The sequence below is a fragment of the Vibrio sp. R10-SF1-ISO8 genome (genome assembly GCF_059833805.1).
Map to the genome: position 1 here is coordinate 26866 of NZ_JCBDHL010000006.1, position 26984 is coordinate 53849.

Consider the following 26984-nt stretch of genomic DNA (forward strand, 5'->3'; position numbering starts at 1 on the left):
GCCAGTCCAGAGTGACTGGCTTTTTTGTGTCTCATCGTCTACACCGCAATGCCCACATCGAGCTCATCAAGCCAAGCTAAGAAGCACTGGACATTATCACCTTTAAAAATCCCACCGTGCTGCGGACAAATCATATCGATATCAAGGTTTCGCACTCGTTCAATCCAAGCGCTCTTGGCTTTATTTGATGGCATCCAACGTCGATGGAAGTACTCCATCTTTGGAATATGAGCTTCAAAGTCTTCGACAAACAAGGGCGCATTGGGTACATCGAGCGCCGCCCCAATATCCCCCGACATTAAAATCTTGGCTTTACGATCATAGACGGAGAAATTCCCTGATGAGTGCATGTAGTGAGCGGGAATAAATTCGATGTCTATGTCAGCAAGCGATAAGCGCCCACCTTCATCTTTGATTGGTGAAAAGGAGATAGATTCCATACCAAAGTGACGGATAAAGCCTTCCCATAGCCAAGGAGAGTATAAGGTCGCGCTTGGCAAAGCTTTATCCCATAAGCCGAGAGAGGAGATGATGTCCGGATCTTGGTGAGAAGCGAACAGATACTTAATTTGATCTGTCGGTACTTCCTTGACGACGCTGCTGAGCATGGAAGAAAACATCTCTATACCACCGGGATCAAGCAGAATCGCTTGTCGTTTGTTGACGATCATATATTGATTGGTATCGATGATCTTTTCCGGTTTATGAGGATCGCGGGCAAACATGAGCCAACGGTGTTCATCATCTCTAAATAAGACTTTTGATTGCATAGTATTCCTTTACTCGAACAACGAGAATAATTTGAGGGATTGCAGAACATGGCTACGGATAGCTTCCGCAGACTCTTGGACACTGTCGGCGATAGAGTTCAGTTGCCCTTTAAAGCGCTCTTCCACTTGTGAGGCTTCAACGCTTAGCAAGGTTGAAATAATTAAGGCAACTCTCAGCTCGCTATGGAGCGTATTAAGAAGTGTGCTGAGTTCTTTAGAGTCTTGGACAAAGGTCTGGCTGAGCTGCTCTGCTTCTTCAAAACATCGAGAGCGGGTAGCATCAAGGCTATGAAGGTAAGCCGCCCCTTGTGAGCGCGTATAGACGGTTTCAAAATGATTCAGAACAGTACGAGAGCGCGCTTCAGCGGTGGCTATCTTGCTGAGCCTCTGCGCCTTTAGATTGATGCTGCTAGAAGCATTGAGAGTAAGGCGTACAAGTTCGTCAATGGAATCAGTGATAGGGTGGAAACCAGCCGCACTTTCCCCAGCACGTAAAGCCAAGGCGCGGGCATTGCTTGCAACAAGCTGGAGCTGCTTCGCAATAAGTACACCACGATTAAGTTCTGCAGAGATCTCCGCAGCAATGACAAACAGTTGCTTCCTAGCCATGATATTTCCTTATAAATATTATGGAGTAAATATAGGAAGCTAAGATGGCTTTTTCCAATGTGCTTGAGGAATTACCGACAATGGGGTAGGTGAGGGAGGGCTGACAACAAAAAGCTTCATCTTGCGATGAGGCACTTTCAAATATGGCTCCCTCTGTCGGAACTCAACGCGGCCGGCTAGGACGGTCCGACGCTTCGGCTGAGACATTGGTTTGGAACAAACTAGGAGCAGTAGAAACGAAAAAGCCTCATCTTGCGATGAGGCTTTTTCTAATATGGTTCCCCCCTGTCGGGACTCAACGCGGGCGGCTAGCTCTGAGACATTTACTTGGTACAAGTAAGTCGCAGTTAAAAACGAAAAAAGCCAAGTCTTTCGACTTGGCTTCTTGAAAGTGGCTCCCCCTGCGGGACTCGAACCTGCGACATACGGATTAACAGTCCGCCGTTCTACCAACTGAACTAAGGGGGAATTATGCTTTAAGAACGAATTCTTAAGGATAATAAATGGTGCCGACTACCGGAATCGAACTGGTGACCTACTGATTACAAGTCAGTTGCTCTACCTACTGAGCTAAGTCGGCACACTAAAAGTGGCTCCTCCTGCTGGGCTCGAACCAGCGACCTGCGGATTAACAGTCCGTCGCTCTACCAACTGAGCTAAGGAGGAATTGTCCATTAGGAAAAGAAATGGTGCCGACTACCGGAATCGAACTGGTGACCTACTGATTACAAGTCAGTTGCTCTACCTACTGAGCTAAGTCGGCGCACGTTATTTCTTTTCTTGTTGTTGTCTTGTTTAGACACCAACAAATAAATTGTGGTGCCCGGAGGCGGAATCGAACCACCGACACGAGGATTTTCAATCCTCTGCTCTACCGACTGAGCTATCCGGGCGACGAGGTGTATTAAACGGCTTTTCGTGCTTTAGGTCAACATTAAAATGCAAAAAAAATATCGTTTGTTGTTTTTCTATACTTAATGGGCTGTTTTTATCCATTTTGGATATTAAATGTATAGAGGACAACAGGCGTTATACGCTCTAATAGGTGAAATAGTCCAGTTTAGACAACAAAAAAGCACGCGAAGAGGCGTGCTTTTTGCTACTCCAAGCGGAATTAGTGCTTAACAGTAAACTTGCTAACCCAGTTTTCTAGCTCATTCGCTAATCTTGCTAGGCTTTGAGTGCTGTTATGACTCTCAGTAACGACGCCACTTAACTGGTTGCCGCTCTCTTCAATCATGTTGATTCGTTGAGAAATATCATCACTCACTTGAGTCTGCTCTGCCGCCGCAGTGGCAATTTGCTGACTCATCTGGGTAATAGACTCTAGAGCGACAACGATTTGCTGCAATGCCTCAGAAGCATTTTGCGACTCTTGAACAGTGCTTTCACTGGTTTCTGCACAGACTTCCATAGTCTGGATTGCGTTGCGTGAGCCTTCTTGCAGGTTGCTAATCATCTGCTGAATTTCTTTGGTGCTGTCTTGGGTTCGACCCGCTAGGTTACGAACCTCATCGGCAACCACTGCGAAACCACGGCCTTGCTCACCAGCGCGGGCTGCTTCGATAGCCGCATTAAGCGCTAGCAGGTTAGTTTGCTCGGCAATATCACCAATAACATCGAGAACCTTAACGATATTATTTACATCGTTATCTAGATCTGCCACCGCTTGGCTCGCTGTACCTAATTGAGTGGCTAACCCTTGAATATTATCGACAGTATTATGAATCAGGTGCTGAGTATGTTGGCTCTGTTTGTCAGCTTCATCGGTGTTTCTTGCAGTATCACTGGCTGAATCGGCAACATTGCTTGCTGAAGAGGCCATTTCTGTCATTGCTGTAGCGATCATTGCAGTAGATTGTTGTTGAGAATCAGTTAGCTGCGCAATACTTCCCGCGCGATCTTCTACGCTCGCCAACTCGCTGCGTAAATCATGCATAGAACTTTCAAGGTTACCCACTAGCTGAGCTAAAGACTGGCTCATTTGTTGAACCGCTTGGTAAATACTGCCATCATCGGCTTGATTTTCAAACGTTGTCTGGATGTTGCCCTTCGCGACTTCTTGCACCGCTCGGCGCACTTCTTGTGGCTCTCCACCAAGAAGAGTGAGCATACGGCGGATTGACACAATTAATGTGGCTAAGATTGCGCTCGCAATACCCAAACAGAGTACCAGCTGCCATTGCGCCGTAGACCAGAAGCGAGCATTGACTTCATTAAAGCCGATACCTGTGCCTACCACCCAGCTCCAATGAGGAGTTTTTTCTGCGATAGACAGTTTCTCTTCGATGCTGCCATCTGGTTGTTTCTGCGTCCAAGTATACTCAACCATCTGTCCAGTTTTGCGCCCTAGTACGTCGAGAATGAGTTGCCCAACGCTGTTGCCGTCGCCATCTTTGAAGTCATGGAAACTCGTTCCATGGAGTTGTGGATCAAGAGGGGTGGCCACAAAGGTCATCTTCTCATCGGCAACGTAAACATACTCATTGTCTTTGTAGATGTTGTTGCGCAGTAAGCGCGTTGCTAGTGCTTTAGCTTGTTGCTCTTCAAGCGTGCCGTCGATCGCCATCTGTTCGACTTCAGTAAGGATACTGTAGGCGCTGCGGAACAATTCTGTTACGCGAGCCTTGTTGTCTAAGTTACTTGCCACGCGAAGAGTCCAGAGACCTGTTGCGGTTAACGCAAGCAAGGCGATCAAGATAATTCCTGATAATAAATAAGCTTGTGTCTTAAGTTTCATAAAAATTGCTCATCAATAGGTCGATTTCGAACGAAAACGAAGTTGGTGTCTTATTGTAATATTCTTGTCATCTTATTTGAGATGCTCTAAACCTAATAGCAGACTGAGTTCAAACTATGATTTAGATTAAATTTTTAGCGTGAAATAAGTCGTTTTTTACGACAGCACAAGCATAAACTCGACGTAGGTGGCAATTTTAATAGTAAGAGAATTGAGTAGAACGACAAGCCAAGGTGAAACAACGACGGTGAATCTTGGCAATGGGAAATGAATACTTTGGGGGATATACGAAAAAAGCCTCATCTTGCGATAAGGCTTTCTTTAATATGGCTCCCCTTGTTGGAACTCAACGCGGGCGGCTAGCTCTGAGACATTGGTTTGGAACAAACCAGGAGCAGTAGAAACGAAAAAGCCTCATCTTGCGATGAGGCTTTCTCTAATATGGCTCCCCCTGCGGGACTCGAACCTGCGACATACGGATTAACAGTCCGCCGTTCTACCAACTGAACTAAGGGGGAATTATTTGTGTTAACAACAGGTCTGTAAGACCACTATTTGTTAAGCACCAAATAATGGTGCCTCGAGGCGGAATCGAACCACCGACACGAGGATTTTCAATCCTCTGCTCTACCGACTGAGCTATCGAGGCAAAAGAATGGTGCCGACTACCGGAATCGAACTGGTGACCTACTGATTACAAGTCAGTTGCTCTACCTACTGAGCTAAGTCGGCACACTAATATTCTTTTTGCTAACTTATTGATGTCTTAGACACCAACAATCAAATTGTGGTGCCCGGAGGCGGAATCGAACCACCGACACGAGGATTTTCAATCCTCTGCTCTACCGACTGAGCTATCCGGGCGACGGAGCGCTATTAAACGGATTTTCGGTCTTGCCGTCAACTTGTTTTTAGAAAAAAATTCAAAAAAGTGGTTGAGTGCCGATTATTTAGGCGTTTTTGATGATTATGTTTTGCCTGAGTTAAAATCCTTTTTGAATTTGGTAACTTTTTCGAGATAACGACGTGCTTCCGCATTAGGGTGCTTTTTGGTTAATGCCCAATAAACTTGATTGGGTTGCAGGGAGTTAAGATCGCGCATTGCACGTTTACGGTCATTGCGATTGAAGGTATTGAGTACACCACCTGTGCCCCCGTTGTAAGCAGAAATCATGCTGTACTCCAATGAAAGTGGGTGGCTGACATCCTTCAGGTAGCGATTTTTGAGAATATAGAAATAGGCGGTACCGGTATCGATATTGTTCTCTGGATTAAACAGGTATTCCGGTGAAGGTTGTCCTGACTTTTTCTTTACTAACTTGAAGACGTCTTTTCCGGCTGTTTTTGGCACGACTTGCATCAAGCCATACGCATTCGCCCAGCTAACCGCATATGGATTGAAGCTGCTTTCTGTTTTGATGATTGCGTAGATCAGGTCTTCTGGGATGTCATATTTACGTGAAGCGCGTTGAACAATGTCGGCGTATTTGTAACTCCGGATCTCAAATTGCTCTTCGACCATCGGAATTTCGACGTAATACGCTTTCTTAAAGTCGACATTTTTCACTTTTAGCTTATTAGCGATCAGATAATCAGCGAAACGATTGGCGCGCCAAGACCATTGAATTGCCTTTTTGTCTTGATCGACCACTTGTCGGTAGAGAAAAGGTTGTCCTTCAAGTTTGACGTCTTTGGAAGAAAACAGATCGACGTTAGCGGGATCATCAGGAGTGAGTAGGGTAGTAACGATCGCGTTTTTAAGATGTCTCTTTGGATCAGTCGGAGAGACGGTTTCTATAGTAATCAAGCCTTTATCAAAGTTGACTTCGGAGCGGCTAAGATAGTTATCGATGTACTTTACGTAATTGCTTTTGCCAGCAAATTTAATTTCGCCACGTCCCCAGCGTTTTTCAATGTTGCCAGAAAAGCTGCTGATGAGCGCATCGAGAGCTGCAGTATCTTTCTGAAATTGCCCCGGTAGCTCTGCAAGGTTCTTTGCAAATCTATTGGTCGGTTCGTAATTGACATCATAAAGGCTTTCAACAAACTCGCGGCTACAGCCTGTCAGTGTCACTGCAATTAAAAAGTATGCTAACTTTCTCATAACTCTCCTAAAAAAATGACATCACTGCGGGCAATGATGTCATTTCTCTGTTTCAACTTGGGCTATTCGTTACTCGCTTGGTGGAGTGTAGCCTTCGATATGAACGTCTTTACCTTCAAACAGGAAGTTAACCATTTCGGTTTCGATCAACTTGCGGTGCTCAGGATCCATCATGTTGAGCTTCTTTTCATTGATCAACATGGTCTGCTTGTGTTGCCACTCAGCCCAAGCTTGTTTTGAAATGTTATCAAAAATACGTTTGCCTAGCTCGCCTGGATAAAGTTGGAAATCTAATCCATCGGCTTCTTTTTGTAGTCGAGCACAAAATACAGTGCGGCTCATAACGACTCCTTAACAATAATTAGCTTTGAAGTTCGAATGGTAAGCTTTCCAGTAACTGTTTTACTGGTGCGGCTAAGCCAATCTCTTCAGGTTGCGATAAGTTATACCAAAGACCTTTGCTTCCTTCCATTATCACATGAGGTTGCTTTGATAGGTCTACCAAAATTGGTGTGATATCGAGGTGGTAATGGCTAAAGGTATGGCGAAAGGCAATCAGTTGAGTTTGCTGCTCAATCATTTTCGAAGACACTCCTCGAATATCAAGCTGATGCGCAAGCTCTGCATCTGGATTTTCAGGAAAGCAGAACAAACCACCCCAAATACCGGATTGAGGGCGCTGTTCTAGCCAAACTTGCCCTTGGTAGTGCAGCATTACAAACCAAGTTTCTTTTATTGGCTTGTCTTTCTTAGGTTTTTTACCCGGATAATCGAGTGGGTTACCTTGCTTATTAGCGATGCAATAAGATTCAACAGGGCACAATGTACATTTTGGTTTGCTGCGAGTGCAGACCATCGCCCCCATATCCATCATGGCTTGGTTATACTTATCGACATCGACATCCGGTGTGTGTTCTTCGGCGTATTGCCAAAGTTGATTTTCGACCTTCTTTTGCCCTGGCCAGCCTTCTACGGCAAAACTTCGCGCTAGGGTTCTTTTGACGTTGCCATCTAAAATAGCATGAGGCTGTTTGTATACGGACGAAAGGACTGCCGCAGCGGTCGAGCGGCCGATTCCCGGCAGGGCATTCATCTGCTCGATATCTAATGGAAAATGACCATCATATTCTTGCGCGACAATTTTGGCGGCTTTGTGCAGGTTTCTAGCACGAGCGTAATAACCTAAACCTGTCCAGAGGTGAAGAACCTCATCTTGCTCTGCATTGGCAAGGTCAACCACGGTCGGAAAGCGCTCTAGAAACCGTTGGTAATAGGGAATCACGGTTGCAACCTGAGTTTGCTGCAACATGATTTCTGATAGCCATACGCTATAAGCAGTTTTATCCTGCTGCCAAGGTAGGCTCTTACGTCCATAGTTTTCGTACCAATCTAAGATGGCACTGGCAAATGGGGTCACGATATGCTCAATATTGTTGTTGTGTAATTAAACAAAATTGCATCATAAGTTGAGGGTAAAGTACAACCGATAAAGAGTAAGGATATAAGCGAACCAAGCTGAAATTCGCTAAAAAACTTGCACCGATAGCAATTCTTTGGATAATCACAATCCCTTTGAGGCGAGACCAATTTTTAAACAGGCAAAATCATGAGTGAAGTGACCACTAACGAGTACAACGAAGACGGTAAACTGATACGCAAAGTTCGCAGCTTTGTTCGACGCGAAGGTCGTTTGACCAAGGGTCAAGAAAACGCGATGAATGAGTGCTGGCCGACGATGGGTATTGATTACCAAGAACAGCTTCTTGATTGGAAAGAAGTGTTTGGTAATGACAACCCTGTCGTTCTAGAAATTGGTTTTGGCATGGGCGCGTCGCTAGTAGAAATGGCGAAAAACGCTCCTGAGAAGAACTTCATCGGTATTGAAGTGCATAGTCCAGGCGTTGGTGCATGTCTTTCAGATGCGCGAGACGCAGGCATTACTAACCTGCGCGTAATGTGTCACGATGCGGTAGAAGTTTTCGCTAACATGATTCCTGACAGCAGCTTAGCGACTCTACAGCTATTCTTCCCAGATCCATGGCACAAAAAGCGTCACCACAAGCGTCGTATCGTTCAGTTAGACTTTGCTGAAATGGTTCGCCAGAAGCTTATCGAAGGTGAAGGTATCTTCCATATGGCAACAGACTGGGAGAACTACGCTGAGCATATGATTGAAGTGATGAACGAAGCGCCGGGTTACAAAAATATTGCAGAACAAGGCGATTTTGTACCTCGTCCAGATGAGCGCCCGCTAACAAAATTTGAAGCACGTGGTCACCGTTTAGGTCATGGCGTTTGGGATATTAAGTTTAAGCGCGTAAAATAACCAAAACGAATGCAATGGCTGCTTTCTGAAGACGAGAGCAGCGCATCGAATAGAATTTAAAAGCCAACATGCCTATGTTGGCTTTTTTGACCCTACAAGAAAATAATAATAACTGATTGATTTTTAAGGTTGCCGATGAAACCGACACAACAAATATTACAAGAGATTCTAGAAGAGGTTCGCCCACTTATCGGCCAAGGTAAGGTTGCTAACTACATCCCCGCCTTAGCGAAAGTACCCGCTTCTAAGTTGGGTATTGCTGTTTTTACCAATCAGGGTGAAGTGATTAAAGCGGGGGATGCTGATGAAGCATTTTCTATTCAATCAATCTCCAAAGCGCTTAGCCTGACGCTAGCGATGTGTTTGTATCAACCTGAAGAGATTTGGACTCGTGTTGGCAAAGAGCCTTCTGGGCAAGCTTTTAACTCTCTTATTCAGCTTGAAATGGAGCAGGGCATTCCGCGCAATCCGTTTATCAATGCCGGAGCCATTGTTGTCGCGGATTTGCTCAATAGTCGCTTGTCGGCTCCTCGCCAGCGCTTATTAGAGTTTGTTCGCCAGTTGTCTGGTGATACTCATATCTGTTATGACAAGGTTGTGGCTGCTTCAGAGATGATGCACAGCGACCGCAATGCGGCAATTGCCTATCTAATGCGTTCGTTTGGTAACTTTGAAAATGAAGTCATCCCAGTTTTAAACAACTATTTCCATGCGTGTGCCCTCAAGATGAGCTGTGTCGATTTGGCAAAAACCTTTAGTTACCTTGCCAATAAAGGGAGCTCAGTTCAGACAGGAAAGCCGGTGATTACCCCAACTCAAACCAAGCAACTGAATGCTTTGCTCGCGACCTGTGGTCTATACGATGGTGCCGGTGAGTTTGCGTATCGAGTGGGTATGCCAGGAAAGTCGGGTGTCGGGGGTGGCATTATGGCCGTTGTTCCGGGTGAAATGACGATTGCTGTTTGGTCACCAGAACTGGATCCATCAGGTAACTCGTTGGCAGGAACCAAAGCGCTAGAACTGTTAGCAGAGCGTATTGGGCGATCGATTTTTTAGAGGTTTGAAGAACGCTTTGCTCCGAGATCGGGCTGCGCCCGCGAGAATCGGGAACGGGCTTCGCCCTTCGAGAGGATCACGGGATTGACCTATTGAAACGAAAAGGGTTGACGCACTGCACCAACCCTTTAATTTTTTCTCGCTTCTCGCTTCTCGCTTCTCGCTTCTCGCTTCTCGCTTCTCGCTTCTACTCTTCCACCATAAACGCTTCTAGTAAATCGTTGAGGAACAGTTTGCCTTTCTCGGTGACCTGCCAGTGGGTTTCACTCTCGTCGATGTAGCCCATCTCAACCGCCCAGTCTATGGTTCCTTGAATGGCTGCAAAGCCAAGCCCTGTTGTATCTAAGAAGTCTTGTTTTGGGCACGCTTCTATCAGGCGGAAGCGGTTCATAAAGAACTCGAATGGGCGGTCTTCAACAGCGACTTCTTGTTCGCTGTTGAGATAAGGCTTAACCATATTATCGTAAGCGGCAAGATAGCCCTTAGGATGCTTAATCTTGGTGGTACGTACAATGCGACCATCCGCAAAGCTTATCTTACCGTGCGAGCCACAACCAATGCCTAGATAGTCACCAAAACGCCAGTAGTTGAGATTGTGCTGACATTGATAACCGGGTTTGCTGTAGCCTGAAATCTCGTACTGCACATAGCCTGCGTCAGCTAACTTTTTATGCCCTAACTCAAAGATATCCCACAAATCATCGTCGTCAGGCAAAGTTGGCTGCTTGTAGTAGAACATGGTGTTTGGCTCGATCGTCAACTGATACCAAGATAAGTGGGGGGGATCGAGCTCGATCGCCTTTTCAAGATCGCTAAGTGCTTGATCAACAGACTGATCCGGTAGGCCATGCATAAGATCGAGGTTAAAGCTGTTAAGGCCAATTTTGTGGGCAAGCTTAGCAGCATTTACCGCTTCATCTTGGCCGTGAATACGCCCAAGCCGTTCTAGTTTCTGCTGCTCAAAACTTTGTACACCCACAGATATTCGAGTCACCCCCGCCTTTTGGTAGCCAGCAAAACGCTCTGCTTCTATGGTTCCGGGGTTGGCTTCCATTGTGATTTCGATGTCTGACTTGAATGGGATTCGTGCCTCGATACCTTGCAACAAGTCTGCGATCCCTTGGGCTGAAATCAGACTTGGCGTTCCGCCACCAATAAAAATCGAGTGCAGTTGGCGCTGATTGTCTGCAATCTGGTAGCGCTCAATATCTGCATCTAAATCTTGTAGCAGGGCTGCAATGTACTCTTCCTCTGGAATATCTGCTTTGAGCGCGTGCGAGTTAAAGTCGCAATAAGGACACTTTTGCACACACCACGGGATGTGTACATAAAGACTCAGTGCTGGTGGAATTAACTGATTCATAGTGGTGAAAAAGATGACCTAGACCGCTTGCTCAGATAGCGTCGCAAAAAGTTGCTTCAATGCTTTGCCGCGATGCGAAAGCTGTTTTTTACGTGTAGGTTCTAGCTCTGCTGAAGCGCAATTATCTTCAGGGACGAAGAATACAGGGTCGTAGCCAAAGCCATTCTCGCCGTGTGCTTTAGTCAAGATACGGCCTTCCCATTTACCGTGACAGACGATTGGGGTTGGGTCGTTCTCATGACGCATCAGTACTAGCACGCAGTGGAAGCGAGCAGTGCGTTGCTCTTCTGGGGCATCTTTCATGGCTTCAAGCAGTTTTTCTAGGTTCTGCTGATCGCTTGCGTCTTCGCCTGCATAACGAGCCGAGTAGATACCAGGCGCACCCTTTAAAAAATCGACTTCAAGACCTGAATCATCGGCGATAGCGGCAAGCCCCGTTTCTTTAGCTGCATGGCGCGCTTTGATAATAGCGTTTTCAATGAATGTTGTTCCTGTCTCTGCTACTTCAGACACATTGAACTCGCTTTGAGCAACAACATCAAAACCAAAGTCAGACAGTAAATCTGCCATTTCGCGCACTTTGCCTTGGTTACCGGTCGCTAGAACAATCTTATTGCTTTTCATCGTATCGCCTTATCTATTTCTCGACTGTCGACTTCTATTCTTCGACATAAAATTTTTGGGTGAACTTTAATGCCCCTGCGCCTTTATTACCAGCGCTAACGTCAATGTTGAAGGTGAGTTGCTCTTCGTCTGAGATTGGAAACTCAGCAAGATAGTAAACAGCACTGCCTTCTTTCACTTCGCGGAAGCTGAGTTCGCGCGTTTGACCAATCAGGTTTTTTGCGCTGCCAGAAATCTCTGCGGTGATCGCAGGTTTGCCCACTTGAGAGTTATCTAACACGCTTATATTGAGAATAGCTGAGTAGCCATTGCGCTTGAGTTTGTAGCTGCGCGCGACTTGAGGGGTTAAAAATGTAGAGTTAAAGGCTGAATAATGCACTTCAGCATCTTTGATGGTTTTAAACTGACCGGCCCATGCTGGTAGGGCTAGGGCTGTAGCAAGAATAAGAGTGATCCATTGTTTCATGTCGCTTCCTTTGTTGTAGTTGATAGTAAACATATAGCGATATGGTAGCTCTTCGTTAGGCTTTCTTAAATCCTAGAATGTAGAGATATGATTGTTTGTTCAATTACGTCAAGACTTGATTTGTTAAACTTTAATAAATCAAAAAATAGAATTACCGATATTAATTTGTCATAAGTATATATTTTATGAAACTAAGGGATTATTGAATATGTTACTGATATATTATCTTCTTTAAACACACTACAACTATATAGATATTATGAAAGTTATACTAAGTAGATTGTCTATCACCTTACTCATGACTACTACTGTTCAAGCTCATGCGTGGAGTTGGAGTTCAGGAGAAGCCTGTGCCGTGTCCTCGAATGGCCAAACTATGATGACTAGTGAGACTAGAGATGCAGAAGAATGGTCAACATGTGGCTTTTCTGGTTCTCAAGGTTCCGCAAGTTTAGGTGGAAGTACTGTAGAGCTTAGCGAAGGTACTATTGAGTGGGAAGGCAAGCGTCTTCCTAAAACATATGAACACGCAGATGTACAGCTTAGGACTTCTGGTGGTGCTCCACAATTATGGATTGACGGTAAGAAATATATTGCAGAATGAGTGCAATGAATATTTATCTCTTTGTAGCTTTCTTGAACTTCGTTTTATAAGCCAAAGTAGTTCAGAACATTGAAATTAGACTGATTTAGAGACAAGCTTTCATTCCCATTAAAAGAGTGATTACCTTAGAAGCCATCATAGGATGGCTTCTATCTCGTTAGGTATTTGGGATGGAGAGCTGATTCGGACTTGTTTATGTCTGCCCAGCTCGCCTTTTTCTATTGTTATTAATCCCTTTGCCACCTTAAATTGCTTGGCGAGATACTTACTTAGATGAGCGTTGGCTTTACCATCGACAGGAGGCGCTGTAATCGCTATTTTCAGTTCCTCGCCGTGTTGACCTACAATCTTATCTCGACTTGCTTTCGGCTGAATATAGAGCCGGATAACAAGGTCTTCACCATCAAACCAAGCTGCTTGTGACATTATAGTTGGAACCAGATAGGGCCGATCAGGTCACCCATCAAGAAATTGGCAAACTGTAGCGCAATAAACAGAACCAGTACGCTTAGGTCAAAGCCACCCATCGCAGGAATAATACGACGAATCGGCGCTAGCATAGGCTCTGTTAGTTGATGGAAAACATACTCAATTGGGCTTCGGCCTTGGCTCACCCAGCTTAGAATTGCGCGGATTAATAGCACCCAGAACAATAAGCCGCCTGCTGCTTTAGCCAATGACAATAGACCTAAGAATAGGAAGTCAGCACTGAATGAAACGGAGCCATTTGAAGCGACTAGAATAAGCGCGACAAATTTAAGCACACAAAGCACATAGGCAAATAGCAGAGTCGCTAAATCAAGGCTGCCGACAGAAGGGATTACACGACGTAGCGGTGCAATCACTGGTTGAGTAGCCTTGACGATAAATTGCGAAAACGGGTTATAGAAGTCTGCACGGGCAGCTTGTAACCAAATACGTAAGATCACCACCATGATGTAGAGATCAAACAGGGTGGAAATCAGAAAACTCATTGAATTCATAGGTTACCCTTATTGTCTAGAGACTATTGCTCTGGTCATTTAAAATAATTTTTCCATCTCTTCAGCGCGTGAAACCGCGGCTTGCATCGCTTTGGCTACTATATCTGAAAGTTGATGTTGGTTGAATGTTCGCAGCGCTTCTGCGGTGGTGCCACCTTTTGAAGTCACGTTCTCACGCAGGGTTGAAAGTTCAGTATCGGGATTACCTTCAACCATGCTAGCAGCGCCAAGAGCCGATTGTTGTACCAGCAAGCGAGCCGTTTGTTTATCAAAACCTTGAGCGATGGCTTCAGCTTGCATTGCTTCCATAAACAAGAAGAAATACGCAGGTGCGCTGCCGGCCGCCGCAATAATATTGTTGATGCCAGATTCATGTTCAACCCAGCATACTTTGCCGCATGATTCCATTAGCGCTGCGGCGAAGGTTTTGTCTTGCTGCGATACTTTTTCTGGCGCATAAAGGCCACTCATACCTAGTCCGAGTTGCGAAGGCGTGTTCGGCATGACGCGTACAAGGTTAAGTTCACAATCAAGCATTTGGTCAAAGCGAGCACTTTGAATACCAGCAGCAATGGAAATCACCAGTTTTTGTGACCAATTGATGTCTTGCAGTGGTTTACACACTTCTTCCATCATTTGAGGTTTTACCGACAGTACGACAACGTCTGCTTGCTGCGCAGCTTGGGTGTTGTCATCGGTGGTACGAATTCCAAACTCTTGCTCTAAAGGCACTCGGCGCGTCTCTGATGGCGCAGTCGCTGTAATGAGCTCCGCTGGATAACCATCAGCCACTAAGCCCGACACTATGGCTTTAACCATGTTTCCTGCGCCAATAAAGGCAATTTTCTTATGTTCCATTACTGTTGTATTCCTTGTGAAGCGCTTACGCTCTATTACTGTAATCTCGTGCGCCAAATATCGCTGTGCCGATACGTACCATAGTACTGCCAGCTTCAATCGCTGCTTGCATATCGCCGCTCATACCCATTGATAAGGTATCGATGTTTTGCTCTGGAAAACGCTGCGCAAGCTTCTCTTTTAGTTCAGCTAGCTGAGTAAAGGCTTCTAGCTGTGAGGCATAGTCTGAGACGTTAGCCGGAATTGACATCAATCCTCTTAAAGTGAGGTTGGGCAGGTTAGAAATCAACTCTGCTAGCTCAAAGATTTCATCATCATTGATGCCTGATTTCGAATCTTCACCGCTGGTGTTGACTTGGATTAGCACTTGTATTGGTGCCATATCATCAGGTCTTTGCTCGTTGAGACGCTTAGCAATCTTGGCTCTATCAACGGTATGAACCCAAGCAAAGTTCTCAGCAACATGGCGTGATTTATTCGACTGGATTGGACCGATAAAGTGCCACTCAAGCTCTAACTGTGGATGGTGCTCGGCAAAATACTCGACTTTGTTTGCGCCTTCCTGCACATAGTTCTCGCCAAAAGAGACTTGCCCGGCTTGGGCTGCCTCTAAAATTGCCTCGACTGGCTTAGTTTTACTTACTGCCAGAAGTTGCACTGTGTCTCGACCGCGTCCACACTTTTGTTGTGCGCCCTCAATCTGTGAGGTGATCTGTTCAATGTTTTGTTGAATACTAGTCATAGCAGATTTTACTTAAGGATTTTAAATGGATATCGCCGAATTACTGGATTTTAGTGTAAAGCATAATGCTTCAGATCTACATCTTTCTGCCGGAGTATCTCCAATGGTACGGATAGATGGTGAAGTAAGAAAGCTTGGCGTACCTGCTTTTAGCCATGCAGATGTGCATCGTTTAGTATTCGAAATTATGAATGATGGTCAACGCAGTGAATTTGAAGAGCGCCTTGAGGTCGACTTTTCTTTTGAGCTGCCGAATGTTGGTCGCTTCCGTGTTAATGCATTTAACCAAGCGCGTGGTTGCGCAGCGGTATTTCGCACCATTCCGACCGAGATTCCGACCTTAGAGCAATTGTCAGCCCCGCAAATCTTCGAAAGCATCTCCAATATGGAAAAAGGCTTGGTACTGGTGACGGGCCCTACAGGCTCGGGTAAGTCCACTACTTTGGCGGCGATGGTTGACCATATCAACCGCAACCACAATAAACATATTCTGACGATTGAAGACCCAATTGAATTTGTTCATAGCAATAATAAGTGCTTAATCAACCAACGCGAAGTCCACCGAGATACCCATAGTTTTAACAATGCGCTGCGCAGTGCATTGCGTGAAGATCCAGACGTGATTTTAGTGGGCGAGTTGCGTGACCAAGAGACAATCAGCCTAGCACTGACAGCGGCGGAAACCGGGCACTTGGTGTTTGGTACTTTGCATACCAGTTCAGCGGCAAAAACCATCGACCGTATTATCGATGTATTCCCGGGCAGTGATAAAGACATGGTTCGCTCTATGCTCTCTGAGTCATTACGCGCAGTCATTGCACAAAAGTTGCTGAAGCGTATTGGCGGTGGCCGTACCGCGTGCCATGAGATCATGATGGCGACACCGGCGATCCGTAACTTGATCCGTGAAGACAAGGTTGCTCAGATGTTTTCTGTGATTCAAACCGGTGCTGCACATGGCATGCAAACCATGGAGCAAAATGCCAAGCAGTTGATCGCACAAGGTCTTGTTGATCAAGATGAAGTAGCGAAGAAGATCGAACTTGAAACTTCAATGTTCTAGGGAAAGAGTTATGGATATTGATGTTTTTTTGCAACAGATGATCGACCAGAATGCGTCTGATCTTTACATCACAGTTGATGCGCCAATTCTTTACCGCGTTGATGGAGAATTGCGTGCACACGGGGACAAACTATCGCACGCTGTTGTGAGCTCTTTGTTGGATGGGATTATGGATCATGATCGTCAACATGAGTTTCATTCGAGCAAAGAAGCGAACTTTGCCATTGTGCGTCACTTTGGTCGATTCCGTGTCTCTGCATTCTATCAGCGCGAATTGCCCGGGGCGGTGATTCGCCGAATTGAAACCAAGATTCCTACCTTTGATGAGCTTAAGTTACCAGAAGTTTTGCAAGACTTATCGATTGCGAAACGGGGTTTGGTGCTGGTGGTTGGAGCAACGGGTTCGGGTAAGTCAACAACCATGGCTGCAATGACTGGGTTTCGTAATAGCCACCGGACAGGGCATATTTTGACGGTGGAAGACCCGATAGAGTTTGTTCATGAGCATCAGCGTTGTATTGTGACGCAACGTGAGGTGGGGTTAGATACCGAAAGCTATGAAGTGGCGTTGAAGAACTCACTGCGCCAAGCTCCAGATATGATCTTAATAGGTGAGATTCGTACACGAGAGACGATGGAATACGCGATGAGCTTTGCTGAAACTGGGCATCTGTGTATGGCGACCCTTCACGCAAACAATGCTAACCAAGCGTTAGAGCGCATCCTTCATTTGGTGCCTAAGGAGCAAAAAGAACAGTTCCTATTTGATTTATCGATGAACCTACGTGGTGTAATAGGTCAGCAACTTATTAGAGATAAAAATGGCCAAGGTCGGCACGGCGTGTTTGAAGTTTTACTCAACAGCCCACGTGTGTCGGATCTGATTCGCCGCGGCGATCTGCATGAGCTTAAAGCGACTATGGCTAAATCGAAAGAGGTTGGCATGCAAACTTTTGATCAGGCGCTTTATCGGCTGGTTGTGGAAGACAAGATCAGTGAAGAAGATGCTATGCACAGTGCGGATTCAGCTAATGATTTACGCCTAATGCTTAAAACACAACGTGGTGATGTATCTAGCTCTGGATCACTCAGTGGAGTGAAGATTGATATGGACTAGCCCTCTAGCCTCTAGCGATTACTATTTTTAACTCTGCGATATTTAAATAAACCCAGCCGTACTGGCTGGGTTTTCTCGTTTAGGTTGTTACTTCTTTTTAGTTTGAGAGGCGCAGTCACCGCCACATCCATTGCCACAACTGCCTTTCTTTTTCACCAAACGGAAGTAGAGGTAACCCACGGCGATGGCGACAACGACCACTAGGGTCAGGATGTCCCACATTTCTACGTTTTGTTGATAGATGGCTATTTCTCAATCATCTGAATTGGGATCGGCTTACCCTGCTTTTTTTGTTGCGCACAATCGCGTAAACCTACCATGAGTAATGCCAATAGAGCGGAGAAGTAAGTCAGCGACATGACTTGAATGCCACTGAGTGCGAAGCGAGTCCCAATGGTGTACACCGCTGTCGCGACAGTAAAACCGAGTAAAGTGGGTAAGAAAATCGATAGCAACAGCCATTTATACTGACCCGTTTGGACCTTAATCATCATTACTGTCGCTAGGCATGGCGGGTAAAGAATGAAGAACAGTATAAGTGCCACTGCCGCAACCTCACCATGGCCCGCCAGTTCCTCTGATTCTGCCATTCGTTGCTCGAGCTTTTGATTACTGCCCTCTTCTGGTTGAAACAGTACGCCTAAGGTTGCGACACTACTTTCGCGCGCTGCAAAGGAAGAGAACAGCGCGACGTTGATTTTCCAATCAAAACCAGCAAATTGCGTCACAGGTTCAATGGAGCGACCAAAGCTACCTAGTAATGAAGCTTCTAAGCGTCGTTCTTTCATTTCACGACGAATTTTCTTACGTGCGGAAGCAAGCTTGCGCAGCGGTTTGTTAAGCTTCTTAGCATCTTTGTCACCCTTACGAGCAGTAATCGCGAAGTAGAGCTCATTGCGAGCTTGAAAATCGGCGTTTACCTTCTGCGAGGCTTGTGCGCCTTTGGCATTCAGTTTTGCTTGACGATAGTCGGTGTAGAAGTTGACCAGATCCGTCAAAGTCTGTTGATTAAAAGCATCAGCATATTGCGTTTTGTTGGCTGCTTTTTGGAATTGAGCCACTGCTTTTTCTGCGCGTAGTTGATAATCATTGAGTTCCTGTTGAGGAATACCCGGAAACTGGAGCAGAACGAAGATGACGGTTGAAACCGCAAGCACTATGGTCCCGACTTTGCGAACGTACATCCAAGTTCGCTCCATCGCACGAGTCACGACACTGCGAGCTGTAGGCAGGTTGTAGCGCGGCAGTTCCATGACAAATGGTGCTTGTTCAGTACGTCGCAGCACCGATTTCGTCAGTAGTTTAGCGACCAGTAGGGCGGCAATAATAGAAATTGTTGAAATATAAAATGTCATCAACGACTTATCTTCAACAAAGAAGATCCCGAGCAGTAGTGTATACAGGGGAACTTTAGCCAAACAGTTCATATAAGGAACCGTTAGGATGGTCGCGATACGGGCTCTGTTATCCGGTATCCCTTTGGTTGCCATAACGCCGGGTACTGCGCACCCTCCGGCGAATACGCCGGCTAAAATCATCGGTAGGGTGCTTTGTCCATGGAGGCCGAATCGGTTCAAGACTCGATCAGAAATAAACGCGATTCGAGCCATATATCCCGAGTCTTCCAATATTGCGATTAGGGCAAAAAGGATCAAAAAGATCGGGATGTAGTTGAGTAGAGTGTTGGCTGAATCGACGATCCATAGCCCTAGTGAGCGAACATAAGGGTCGTGCAAGAAGCCCGCTTCGGGAAGTAAGCTTGCCACCAACTCACGAAATGCAGCAAGGTATGGCCACCAATAGTTGGTCAGCTCATAGCCGTAGACAATAGAGCTCTGGTAAATGATAAACACAGTGGCAATTAAGAACAGTGGAGCGCCGAACTTGTTCAGAACCACCCTATCGATTTTGTCGGTGAGTGAAAGCTGATTACTTTGGTGTAGGGATTGAGTTGTGCAGCGCTGAATAATTGTTGATACACGCTGATGGCGCTGAGCGACGATATAATCGCTGACGGTTCCGTTAAGAGCCTGTGCGATTTTTCCTAAGTGTTGTTCGATCCTAGCATTAAGCTGTTCAAGTTGTTGCTCAGGCATTAAATCATCTAGCCACTTTTTGATGTGACTATCTCGTTCAAGTAGTCGTAGAGCAAGCCAGCGAGTACTGTAGGTTTGTGGTTCAATATAAGAATCTATCCACTGGGTTAAAGAGGTAAGCTCTGGCTCTAAGAGAGGATATTCAACAGGTGTTGAGCCAATTTGGGCCTCTACTAACGCAGTCGTGATGCCTTCTACCCCTTTACCTTTTCGGCCTATACATTCAACGACAGGGACGCCGAGTTCCTGACTTAAAGAATGTGAGTTGATAGTAATTCCTTCGGCTTGTGCGACATCCATCATGTTGAGAGCGAGCGCGAGTGGGAGCTCCATCTCAAGTAACTGCATGGTTAGATGTAAAGAGCGATTAAGGTTGGCGGAATCAACAACATTCAAGACCACATCTGCCGCTTCGTTTCGTAATGCGTCGCGAGCGACCCTTTCTTCAAGTGAAAAGCAGCTTAAGCTATAGGTGCCTGGTAAGTCGATGAGCTGATAAGCGCCGTTATCGTTAGAGAAGTAGCCCGTTTTCTTGTCTACGGTCACTCCGGGGTAGTTGGCTACGTGCTGTCTTGCCCCTGTCAGCATGTTAAAAATGGTCGATTTGCCGGCATTTTGTTGACCAGCTAATAGTATTTTTGTCCGTTGCATTACTCTGTCCTCACTGCCTGCGCTTAATCTAAACGCACGATTACAGTGTCTGCTTCTGTTGTTCTGATCACGACGCTGGTGGCACCGACGCGAAACTCAAGTGGGTCCCCTAGTGGTGCCTTGCGGACAAATTCAATCTTGGTCTGTGGAATAAGTCCCAAATCCAGTAAGCGTTGGCGAATCGCGCCATCAGACATGTGAGCTGTGATAGTCGCATGAGCCTTAATTGGTAATTGGCTTAGAGTGGTTTCCATAAAGAACACACCGAGTTGTTTTTAGTCTCAAGATTGTAATCAATATCCGTTTTGTTAAATCAAAAATAACTCCACTAAATATGATTTAAATCAATGAAGGTGTGGTTAAGAATCATTCTCACTTTCATTTAAATAAATAGATCGTTAGCCTTCCCTTCATCAAATTGAGAGCAAGTCTCAATATCTGTCTATTTGCGTAAGCTCAAAATGGAATTAGCAATGAAAAAATCAACCCTGTTGTTATTGGCTAGCACCGCCTTACCTAGCTTGGCGTTTGCCCATACCCCTCTATTTTCCTGTTATGACTTTGGTGATAACACCATTCTTTGTGAAGGTGGTTTCTCTGATGGTTCATCAGCCGCTGGCGTAGAAATTTTAGTCGTGGATGGCTCAGGAACAGAGCTAATTAAAAGTGAAATAAACGAAGACGGTGAAATTGAATTCAATAAGCCACAAGGTGCTTATAAAGTTCTGTTTAATGCAGGTCCAGGACATTCCATCGAAGTCGATGGCAAAGATATTGTTGAATAGTTATTTGTATTTAGGGAAATAAAAAATGAAAAAGCTATCTTTAGCTGTTGGTATGGCAGCACTCTCTTTATCCGCAGTTTCTCAAGCACACTTTCAATTGATGTATACACCAACTTCTCAGCTTGAAAAACCGGCGACTGTCGACATGAAACTTGTGTTTGGTCACCCGATGGAAAATGGTCACGTGATGGACATGGGTCAACCAGAAGAGTTTTTTGTAAGCTTCAAAGGTGAAAAGACAGATCTACTAAAAGATTTGAAGAAAATCTCTTGGGCTGGACACGATAACAAAGCAGATGCGTACAAGGTAGACTACAAAATCCGCCGTAACGGCGATTACATCTTTGGTCTAGTACCAGCGCCTTATTATGAAGGTGGCGAAGACATTTATATCCAACAGATCACTAAACGCTACATCAACAAAGGTGCAATGCCAACAGGTTGGGAAGAGCCTCTAGGCCTTAAGACAGAAATCGTTCCTAAGAACAAGCCTTACCAAGTGTTTGCAGGCAGCACATTCACTGGTCAACTTCTATCTGAGGGTAAGCCAGCAGCTGGCGTTGAGTGTGAGATTGAATTCCTAAACACTGATATCGATACTAAAGCCAATGCGTTTGGCAAAGACACTCACCGTGCGACTCCAGCTTCTGCTATCGTTGCGATTACAGACGACAACGGTATGTTCACTTTCGGCATCCCAACAGCTGGCAAGTGGGGCTTCGCTTGTCTAGGTTCTGGTCCAGATACCGAGTTTAAAGGTAAAGAGCTGTCGCAAGACGCAGTACTTTGGATTGAAGCTCAGGACTTATAGGCTTAGTTGAATGAAAAAAGCTGGCATCGGTGCCAGCTTTTGTCGTTTTGCAAATAGTGGTGTAAGTGATTACTCACCCCATTGGGCTTCAAACCAACTTTCTAAAATGACTACCGCAGATTGGCAATCAACATTGCCTTTGCTCAAGGCTTTATAGCCGCCCATCTCGAACAGATCGGCGCGTGCTTCCATGGTAGATAGCCTTTCATCATGAAGTTCAACAGGCAGACCAAATCGTCCATGTAGGCGGTTGGCGAACTTTTTTGCTCTTGGCGTAATGGTTTCTAAATCTTTGCCATACAGATCGGTGGGTAAGCCAACAACCAGTAAATTGGGTTGCCACTCTTTAATCTGTTTCTCGATATCATCCCAGTTTGGAATGCCATCATTGGCTTTAAATGCTTTTAGTGGTGAAGCTGTGCCTGTGATCTCTTGCCCAATCGCACTACCAATGCTTTTGGTGCCGAAATCAAAGGCCATAATTGTTTTAGACATAAACAGGTATCTTTTTTGTTATGCGTGGCCGATATCACTTGAGAGCTGCGAGACGTCGATACCAAGCATTTGTACCGCTTTCTGCCAGCGTTCATTGATTGGTGTATCGAACATCACGTTTGGATCCGCTTCGACGGTTAACCAAGAGTTTTCAGAGAGCTCGATTTCTAGCTGACCTGCTTCCCAACCTGAATAACCTAAAGCGACGATATAGTGGTTTGGCTCAGCCTCTGTCCCAAGTACGCCAAGAATATCTTTAGAGGTGGTGACAGAGATGTTATCCGTCATCTTGATGCTTGATTCATATTCATCTTTAGGCTGATGAAGAATGAACCCGCGATCTTCAGAGACAGGGCCGCCGTTAAGCACTGGCTTGTCTAAACTCTCGGTCACAAGTTTCGGGTGAGAGGGCTCTACATCGACTCGTTCCAACATTTTACCTATGGTGATATCGATAGGAGCATTAATCATTAAACCCATCGCGCCATCTTCATTGTGCTCGCACACATAGATAACACTGCGCTGGAAGTAGGGGTCTTTCATCCCCGGCATTGCCACTAAAAAATGGTTGGTTAAATTCATAAAGACTCCCACTTACAAAAGGAGGGCAACCAATAGCGTTGCCCAAATATGATTAGGCCTTTAAGCGGCGCTCAATGGCATCCATTAGCTTGCCTGTAATTGACACATCGAATGCAGCCTCGATTTCACGAATACATGTTGGGCTTGTTACATTGATTTCTGTCAGCTTGTCACCAATAACGTCGAGACCAACAAAGATCAGTCCTTTTTCTTTAAGTGTAGGCGCTACAGCCTCTGCGATCTTTTTATCTGTCTCACTAAGTGGTCGAGCTTCACCTGTGCCACCTGCTGCTAAGTTACCGCGAGTCTCGCCTTTGGCTGGAATTCGCGCTAAGCAGTAAGGCATTGGTTCACCGTCAACGACAAGAATACGTTTGTCGCCATTGCTGATATCAGGAACGAAAGTCTGTGCCATTGCGTAGTTTTGACCATGATTGGTCAAGGTTTCAATGATCACCGAAACGTTAGGATCGTTTTCTTTAACGCGGAAGATCGAAGCACCACCCATGCCATCAAGAGGTTTTAGGATCACATCACCATGTTCTTCACGGAAAGCTTTAATCTTATCTGCTTTACGCGTCACAATCGTGGTCGGAGTGAGCTCTGGGAACCAAGCCGTGAATAACTTTTCATTACAGTCACGTAGGCTTTGCGGCTTGTTGACGATCAATGTACCTTGCTCTTCAGCGCGCTCTAGAATGTATGTCGCGTAGATGTACTCAGTATCAAACGGAGGATCTTTACGCATCAATACGGCATCTAGCTCAGACAGTTCAATAGTTTGCTCCGACTTGAACTCATACCAAGCGTTTGGATCTTCTTTTAGTTCAACAACTTTGGTATCTGCGATGGCTACACCTTGATCTAGATGTAGGTCGTGCATTTCCATGTAGTGAATTTCGTAGCCGCGGCGCTGCGCTTCAAGCATCATGGCAAAGCTAGAGTCTTTTTTGATGTTAATGGACGAGATTGGGTCCATTACGATACCTAATTTGATCATGTATTTTCTCCGTTTAACCGAGATCGCCGAAACGAACTTGTAAGGCTGTAATTGCAGTGAGAGCCGCTGTTTCTGTGCGTAATACGCGCGGGCCAAGCAGCGTCTCTTCAAATTTGTATTCTTCAGTCATGCAGATTTCTTCTGCGGACAGCCCACCTTCAGGGCCAATCAACAGGCGCACTTTTTCAACAGGTGCGGGTAGGGTATTGATTGAGTATTTTGCGCGAGGGTGAAGATTGAGCTTCAAGCCGTCATACTCTTCAGCGCACCACTCTTCAAGCTGCATAATTGGGCGAATTTCAGGTACGGTGTTACGTCCGCATTGCTCGCAAGCACTAATAGCAATTTTTTGCCATTGAGCGAGTTTTTTTTCAAAACGCTTTTGATCAAGCTTAACGCCACAGCGTTCTGATATGAGAGGAGTAATGGTGTTTACACCCAGCTCAACAGATTTTTGAATGGTGAACTCCATTTTGTCACCGCGTGAAATGACTTGACCAAGATGTAGGTCGAGCGGTGATTCAGAGCTGCGTTCGATTCGTTCCGTGACGTCGACTTCTACTGATTTCTTCGACACATTCGCTATGGTTGCTGGAAACTCAGCCCCACTACCATCAAACAGTAAAATATCTTGTCCTTCCTTCATGCGCAGCACGCGGCCGATATGGCCAGCAGCGTCATCACTGAGCATCAAAGAGCCTAACTGAGAAATGGCTTCTGGGTGGTAAATTCGTGGGATTCGCATGGTGTCTCGATTTCCAACAAGAGATTTGAAGTTCTCTCTAACATGGATGCTTTAGGTTTAAAAAACAAGGGTTAGAAAGAGTTTCCAATTAATTACCAGAAACTCTTTTGAGCTAACTTATAACGCTTGGCAAGCTTGATACACAAATGGGTTGTGATTGCCTTGAATCTTGAAGATGCGTTGTTCACGCTCGCATTCCCAAAGGTCGACAGGGAACTGCTTATTCCATGCGTTCATTAACTGTGTTTGCTGCTTAGAGAGGCGAAAGCCATATTCTTGGCTCATGTACAGATAGGTACGGGCGATGGAACCCTTAGCGCGATCCGGTGGCATCACCTTGCGCTGCTTAAAATTGACCTGCATTTCACAGCGACCATAGCTTACGCCATCGACACCATGCCACTGACTGAAGTTGTAATTGGAACGGTCACCGTTAACTTCACCAATCGCAGGAGTCAGGTTATGTAAGTCAGCCTCCATCATACGGAAGGCTTTATCATTCTTGGTGCAGTTCTTACGTCCACCATTTTGCCAACATTGACGTTGGTGACCAAACTGCCAAGCCGGAACAACATGTTCCCATTCGATGCGTGATGCTCGTTTTTGCTGTTTACGTACCTGATAACCACACGATTCTAAGTCAGGTATTCCTTTGCGACCTTGCCATGAAATATTGCAGCCACAGTAAAAACTGGTTGGATGGTCAGCGTAAATCTTTACCGCTTCTTTTTTGGCTTTAGAGAAAGATGAAGGGGGCGCAGCAAGTACAGCAGTAGTGCACAACAAGCCGATAGCAGATAACCACAGAGATTTGTTCATGAATAAGTGTTAGAAAAGTAGTAATAACTACAGTTTAACACGCAAATCTAGCTATAAATTAATGATGCTTTACTTAATTATGACAGTTGCTTGCCGGTAAAGCTGAGTGGTTGTTGGCACTGCTGGCAACGGTAGCTTGCTTGATTGCGTAGCACTTTGTTGTGACGACGAATGGATAACGGATAAGTGCTACAGCCACAGTCGTACTCAAAGGTTTTCCCTTGTACTGATGTTGTTTCGAAGCTGTGGGTGGTGCGGGCTGGCACGTTAAATACGGCTTCCATGACCCCTTGCCACTCTTTACCATGTGGTCGAACGCGGCCATAGACTTGGTAGGTAATCAGATGAGCAACTTCATGAGGAATAACTTCCGCTAAAAATGCTTGCTGGTTCTCTGTGAACAAAACAGGGTTGAGGCGAATCTCATTCAGCTGTAAATAGGCTTTACCTGCCGCTTTGCCGCGTAGATTGAAGCTCAATTGCGGGAGAGGAAATGAGCGCTTAAATGTTTGTGATGCGGTCTGGATACAGTCAGCCATGACCTTATTTGCTCGGTATTCAAGTTCCAAATCCAACGCACACCCCAAATAAAACGCCTCTATAGTGAGAGGCGAATCATATACTGGTTCAGCGTAGAGCGCGACTTATGGGTGATGCTTTTTCTTGATCGTTTCGTGATAAGCATGCCAAGTACCATAACCAAGAATTGGCATGGTAAACAGCATTCCAATCCCGTAGGTCGCAAAGCCCACTAAAATACCGCCACAAATGAGGGCTGCCCACACAATCATGGCTGGAATATTCGATTTCACTGCATTGAAGCTTGAGAAGACCGCAGTCATCATATCAACTCGGCGCTCCATCATTAATGGAATGGAAAACGCGGAGATACTGAATACAACACATGCTAAGACAAAACCAACCAGTGACCCTATGACTAAGAAAGGCAGAAACTCTGTTAGCGGTGCGCCTTGGACGGATGGATATAGAGCGTGTAGAAGTGCTGCAATTCTCATCCAGAAGATCATGCATACCGCCAGTAACACGGCGAATGCCCATTGAGAAGAGGAGTTGCGACCAATCGCTTTCATTGAGTGAAGTAGGCTTGCACTATGGCCTTTTTCTCTTTCCCAGCTTGCGTCATAAAGACCAAGCGCCAAGAAAGGACCAATAAGCATATAGACAACGAGACTTGGCATCACGACTAAGTGAGTGCCCTGCCATTGGACAAGTAAAACAATACCTATTGCGGCGGCCATAAAGCACAAACCGTAAAAGGCGCTGATAAGTGGCATGCGGACAAAGTCATGCAGACCGAGTGACAACCAGTGGAACGGGGCAGAAATACTGACCTGATTACACGGAATCGTGCGGGCGTATTCTGAGTCTTTGACTTCTTTGTTCTTGTCATCGAAGTCGTGTGGATTCACCGTACGAGGCATATATCCTCCTTGATCGATTCTCTACCTACACTGTGCTCTTGAGCGACAGTGAACGAAACTCGATGCCCGGCTTGGCGACCTCTAATAATGTAAGCGGCGCATCAGTTAAACAGCTTACGAAACAAAGTCGATT

Annotated in this window: 30 protein-coding genes and 9 tRNA genes; 7 read left to right on the forward strand and 32 right to left on the reverse strand. The window is 45.6% G+C overall.

The features are described 5' to 3' along the window. Window positions 1–38 precede the first annotated feature (38 nt). From AC6R00_RS01990 to mutY, 15 genes are all read right to left on the reverse strand, one after another. Window positions 39–770 (reverse strand): oxygen-binding di-iron domain-containing protein, encoded by a 732-nt coding sequence (locus AC6R00_RS01990; RefSeq protein ID WP_500639175.1) that lies wholly within the window; start codon window positions 768–770, stop codon window positions 39–41. Between the two features lie 9 nt (window positions 771–779). Beyond that, window positions 780–1379 carry a chemotaxis protein gene (locus tag AC6R00_RS01995; protein WP_500639176.1) on the reverse strand — a complete coding sequence of 200 codons (600 nt, stop codon included), beginning with the start codon at window positions 1377–1379 and terminating at the stop codon, window positions 780–782. Window positions 1380–1771: 392 nt separating this feature from the next. Next, window positions 1772–1847: transfer RNA gene (locus tag AC6R00_RS02000), tRNA-Asn, on the reverse strand. Window positions 1848–1883: 36 nt separating this feature from the next. Further along, window positions 1884–1959 (reverse strand) — tRNA-Thr (locus AC6R00_RS02005). Window positions 1960–1969: 10 nt separating this feature from the next. Further along, window positions 1970–2045 (reverse strand) — tRNA-Asn (locus AC6R00_RS02010). A 21-nt stretch (window positions 2046–2066) separates the two neighbouring features. Continuing rightward, window positions 2067–2142, reverse strand: a tRNA-Thr gene (locus AC6R00_RS02015). 54 nt (window positions 2143–2196) lie between these two features. After that, a tRNA-Phe gene (locus AC6R00_RS02020) sits at window positions 2197–2272 on the reverse strand. Window positions 2273–2493: 221 nt separating this feature from the next. Next, window positions 2494–4119 carry a methyl-accepting chemotaxis protein gene (locus tag AC6R00_RS02025; RefSeq protein WP_500639177.1) on the reverse strand — a complete coding sequence of 542 codons (1626 nt, stop codon included), beginning with the start codon at window positions 4117–4119 and terminating at the stop codon, window positions 2494–2496. Between the two features lie 442 nt (window positions 4120–4561). After that, window positions 4562–4637: transfer RNA gene (locus AC6R00_RS02030), tRNA-Asn, on the reverse strand. Window positions 4638–4692: 55 nt separating this feature from the next. Beyond that, a tRNA-Phe gene (locus tag AC6R00_RS02035) sits at window positions 4693–4768 on the reverse strand. A gap of 7 nt (window positions 4769–4775) precedes the next feature. Then, window positions 4776–4851 (reverse strand) — tRNA-Thr (locus AC6R00_RS02040). Between the two features lie 56 nt (window positions 4852–4907). Continuing rightward, a tRNA-Phe gene (locus AC6R00_RS02045) sits at window positions 4908–4983 on the reverse strand. 103 nt (window positions 4984–5086) lie between these two features. Next, the gene (gene mltC, locus AC6R00_RS02050; RefSeq protein WP_004742500.1) at window positions 5087–6223 is read right to left on the reverse strand and encodes a membrane-bound lytic murein transglycosylase MltC; all 1137 of its coding nucleotides are present in this window, start codon (window positions 6221–6223) and stop codon (window positions 5087–5089) included. Between the two features lie 69 nt (window positions 6224–6292). After that, a complete protein-coding gene (locus tag AC6R00_RS02055; protein ID WP_004742501.1) occupies window positions 6293–6565 on the reverse strand; it encodes an oxidative damage protection protein in 273 nt (90 codons plus the stop codon). A gap of 19 nt (window positions 6566–6584) precedes the next feature. Then, window positions 6585–7640, reverse strand: a complete 1056-nt coding sequence (mutY, locus tag AC6R00_RS02060; protein ID WP_500639178.1) for an A/G-specific adenine glycosylase — start codon at window positions 7638–7640, stop codon at window positions 6585–6587. A gap of 189 nt (window positions 7641–7829) precedes the next feature. Here mutY and trmB point away from each other — a divergent pair, with 189 nt between their 5' ends. Together trmB and glsB are read left to right on the forward strand one after the other, a co-directional pair. Next, on the forward strand, window positions 7830–8549 hold the full coding sequence (gene trmB / locus AC6R00_RS02065) for a tRNA (guanosine(46)-N7)-methyltransferase TrmB (RefSeq protein ID WP_500639179.1): 720 nt from the start codon (window positions 7830–7832) through the stop codon (window positions 8547–8549). A 135-nt stretch (window positions 8550–8684) separates the two neighbouring features. Beyond that, window positions 8685–9605 carry a glutaminase B gene (gene glsB / locus AC6R00_RS02070; protein WP_500639180.1) on the forward strand — a complete coding sequence of 307 codons (921 nt, stop codon included), beginning with the start codon at window positions 8685–8687 and terminating at the stop codon, window positions 9603–9605. 187 nt (window positions 9606–9792) lie between these two features. Here glsB and hemW read toward each other — a convergent pair whose 3' ends face one another. Genes hemW through AC6R00_RS02085 form a run of 3 tightly spaced genes read right to left on the reverse strand, consistent with a single transcriptional unit; the run spans window position 9793 to window position 12058 of the window. Continuing rightward, a complete protein-coding gene (gene hemW, locus AC6R00_RS02075) occupies window positions 9793–10968 on the reverse strand; it encodes a radical SAM family heme chaperone HemW (RefSeq protein WP_500639181.1) in 1176 nt (391 codons plus the stop codon). A gap of 18 nt (window positions 10969–10986) precedes the next feature. Beyond that, complete coding sequence (locus AC6R00_RS02080) at window positions 10987–11592, reverse strand: XTP/dITP diphosphatase (protein WP_500639182.1); 606 nt, start codon at window positions 11590–11592, stop codon at window positions 10987–10989. 34 nt (window positions 11593–11626) lie between these two features. Beyond that, window positions 11627–12058 carry a DUF4426 domain-containing protein gene (locus AC6R00_RS02085; protein WP_500639183.1) on the reverse strand — a complete coding sequence of 144 codons (432 nt, stop codon included), beginning with the start codon at window positions 12056–12058 and terminating at the stop codon, window positions 11627–11629. 298 nt (window positions 12059–12356) lie between these two features. Between AC6R00_RS02085 and AC6R00_RS02090 the strand changes: the two genes are divergently transcribed. After that, window positions 12357–12662, forward strand: coding sequence for a hypothetical protein (locus AC6R00_RS02090; RefSeq protein WP_500639184.1), 306 nt, complete (start codon window positions 12357–12359; stop codon window positions 12660–12662). Window positions 12663–12797: 135 nt separating this feature from the next. On the opposite strand, the gene yggU is transcribed toward AC6R00_RS02090, so the two are convergent. From yggU to AC6R00_RS02110, 4 genes are read right to left on the reverse strand one after another with little or no spacing between them, the layout of a single operon-like run. Next, on the reverse strand, window positions 12798–13088 hold the full coding sequence (gene yggU, locus AC6R00_RS02095) for a DUF167 family protein YggU (RefSeq protein WP_004742508.1): 291 nt from the start codon (window positions 13086–13088) through the stop codon (window positions 12798–12800). Beyond that, complete coding sequence (locus AC6R00_RS02100) at window positions 13088–13645, reverse strand: YggT family protein (protein WP_004742509.1); 558 nt, start codon at window positions 13643–13645, stop codon at window positions 13088–13090. The genes yggU and AC6R00_RS02100 overlap by 1 nt, the downstream gene beginning before the upstream one ends. 39 nt (window positions 13646–13684) lie before the next feature. Further along, window positions 13685–14503, reverse strand: a complete 819-nt coding sequence (gene proC / locus AC6R00_RS02105) for a pyrroline-5-carboxylate reductase (protein WP_500639185.1) — start codon at window positions 14501–14503, stop codon at window positions 13685–13687. A 25-nt stretch (window positions 14504–14528) separates the two neighbouring features. Further along, window positions 14529–15245 (reverse strand): YggS family pyridoxal phosphate-dependent enzyme, encoded by a 717-nt coding sequence (locus AC6R00_RS02110; RefSeq protein WP_500639186.1) that lies wholly within the window; start codon window positions 15243–15245, stop codon window positions 14529–14531. A 25-nt stretch (window positions 15246–15270) separates the two neighbouring features. Between AC6R00_RS02110 and AC6R00_RS02115 the strand changes: the two genes are divergently transcribed. Continuing rightward, window positions 15271–16308, forward strand: coding sequence for a type IV pilus twitching motility protein PilT (locus AC6R00_RS02115; protein WP_004742512.1), 1038 nt, complete (start codon window positions 15271–15273; stop codon window positions 16306–16308). A 10-nt stretch (window positions 16309–16318) separates the two neighbouring features. Next, window positions 16319–17425, forward strand: a complete 1107-nt coding sequence (locus AC6R00_RS02120; protein WP_500639187.1) for a PilT/PilU family type 4a pilus ATPase — start codon at window positions 16319–16321, stop codon at window positions 17423–17425. An 87-nt stretch (window positions 17426–17512) separates the two neighbouring features. Here the strand turns inward: AC6R00_RS02120 and AC6R00_RS02125 are convergent, their stop codons facing one another. The 3 genes from AC6R00_RS02125 to AC6R00_RS02135 are packed head-to-tail and all read right to left on the reverse strand — an operon-like array spanning window position 17513 to window position 20426. Next, window positions 17513–17647, reverse strand: coding sequence for a FeoB-associated Cys-rich membrane protein (locus AC6R00_RS02125; protein ID WP_500639188.1), 135 nt, complete (start codon window positions 17645–17647; stop codon window positions 17513–17515). Between the two features lie 23 nt (window positions 17648–17670). Continuing rightward, a complete protein-coding gene (gene feoB, locus AC6R00_RS02130; protein WP_500639189.1) occupies window positions 17671–20172 on the reverse strand; it encodes a ferrous iron transport protein B in 2502 nt (833 codons plus the stop codon). A gap of 23 nt (window positions 20173–20195) precedes the next feature. Further along, window positions 20196–20426, reverse strand: a complete 231-nt coding sequence (locus AC6R00_RS02135) for a FeoA family protein (RefSeq protein ID WP_004742516.1) — start codon at window positions 20424–20426, stop codon at window positions 20196–20198. A gap of 219 nt (window positions 20427–20645) precedes the next feature. Between AC6R00_RS02135 and AC6R00_RS02140 the strand changes: the two genes are divergently transcribed. Both AC6R00_RS02140 and AC6R00_RS02145 read left to right on the forward strand, forming a co-directional pair. Next, window positions 20646–20957 (forward strand): hypothetical protein, encoded by a 312-nt coding sequence (locus AC6R00_RS02140; RefSeq protein WP_069667657.1) that lies wholly within the window; start codon window positions 20646–20648, stop codon window positions 20955–20957. Window positions 20958–20982: 25 nt separating this feature from the next. Further along, complete coding sequence (locus AC6R00_RS02145) at window positions 20983–21768, forward strand: DUF4198 domain-containing protein (RefSeq protein WP_171326114.1); 786 nt, start codon at window positions 20983–20985, stop codon at window positions 21766–21768. A gap of 69 nt (window positions 21769–21837) precedes the next feature. Here AC6R00_RS02145 and ruvX read toward each other — a convergent pair whose 3' ends face one another. The 7 genes from ruvX to AC6R00_RS02180 form a co-directional block, all read right to left on the reverse strand. After that, window positions 21838–22263 (reverse strand): Holliday junction resolvase RuvX, encoded by a 426-nt coding sequence (gene ruvX, locus AC6R00_RS02150; protein ID WP_004742519.1) that lies wholly within the window; start codon window positions 22261–22263, stop codon window positions 21838–21840. An 18-nt stretch (window positions 22264–22281) separates the two neighbouring features. Then, the gene (locus AC6R00_RS02155) at window positions 22282–22845 is read right to left on the reverse strand and encodes a YqgE/AlgH family protein (RefSeq protein WP_004742520.1); all 564 of its coding nucleotides are present in this window, start codon (window positions 22843–22845) and stop codon (window positions 22282–22284) included. 52 nt (window positions 22846–22897) lie between these two features. Then, window positions 22898–23845: a glutathione synthase gene (gene gshB, locus AC6R00_RS02160; RefSeq protein WP_239826808.1), complete on the reverse strand. Its 948-nt coding sequence runs from the start codon at window positions 23843–23845 to the stop codon at window positions 22898–22900. Between the two features lie 13 nt (window positions 23846–23858). Then, complete coding sequence (gene rsmE, locus AC6R00_RS02165) at window positions 23859–24590, reverse strand: 16S rRNA (uracil(1498)-N(3))-methyltransferase (protein WP_500639190.1); 732 nt, start codon at window positions 24588–24590, stop codon at window positions 23859–23861. Window positions 24591–24707: 117 nt separating this feature from the next. Beyond that, entirely contained in the window at window positions 24708–25409 is a 702-nt protein-coding gene (locus AC6R00_RS02170) for an endonuclease (RefSeq protein ID WP_500639191.1), read from the reverse strand. A 77-nt stretch (window positions 25410–25486) separates the two neighbouring features. Continuing rightward, window positions 25487–25984 (reverse strand): SprT family zinc-dependent metalloprotease, encoded by a 498-nt coding sequence (locus AC6R00_RS02175; protein ID WP_500639192.1) that lies wholly within the window; start codon window positions 25982–25984, stop codon window positions 25487–25489. A 69-nt stretch (window positions 25985–26053) separates the two neighbouring features. Beyond that, a complete protein-coding gene (locus AC6R00_RS02180) occupies window positions 26054–26851 on the reverse strand; it encodes a DUF2189 domain-containing protein (RefSeq protein WP_500639193.1) in 798 nt (265 codons plus the stop codon). Window positions 26852–26984: the final 133 nt, after the last annotated feature.